Below are 512 nucleotides of genomic sequence, written 5' to 3' on the forward strand. Positions count from 1 at the left end.
CAGCAGCTCCGCCTCGCCCTCCGCCTTGGTGCGGGCATAGGCGCTGGGGCTGGCGGGATCGGCGCCGAGCGCGGAGACGTGCACCACCCGCTCCACCCCGGCCGCCGCGGCCAGCCGGCCGATGCGCCCGGGCCCCTGCGCCTGAATCGCGGGAAAGTCGCCGTGGAGGATTCCGACCGCGTTCACCACCAGGGACGCGCCCTCGACGGCACGGGCCACGCCGGCCTCGTCCGTCACGTCGGCGGCCAGGCCGGCGATCTGGCCCACCCGGCCCATCGTGTGCATGCCCTGCGCGCCCATGGGGTCGTGCGTGGCGACGCGGACCACGTAGTCCTCGCGCGCCAGGCGCTGCACCACGTGCCGGCCGATGAAGCCCGAGCCGCCAAACACCGTCGCCACCTTGCGCATCACGAAAATCCCTCCGTCCGGGGATTCCAATACGAGCGCCGGCTTCCCGAGCCAAGCGTCACAATGATGTGGTACCCCCGGTTGACGACCCAGGCCGCCGCGTC

General features: G+C 73.2%; 1 protein-coding gene. It reads right to left on the bottom strand.

Annotation, left to right across the window (positions count from 1 at the left end; all coding sequences use genetic code 11):
- Positions 1–408: SDR family NAD(P)-dependent oxidoreductase (locus tag AC1DWF_RS38850; protein ID WP_476843712.1), on the bottom strand; the 408-nt coding region annotated here is incomplete at its 3' end.
- Positions 409–512: the final 104 nt, after the last annotated feature.

Source organism: Aminobacter sp. P4_D5, assembly GCF_056401815.1.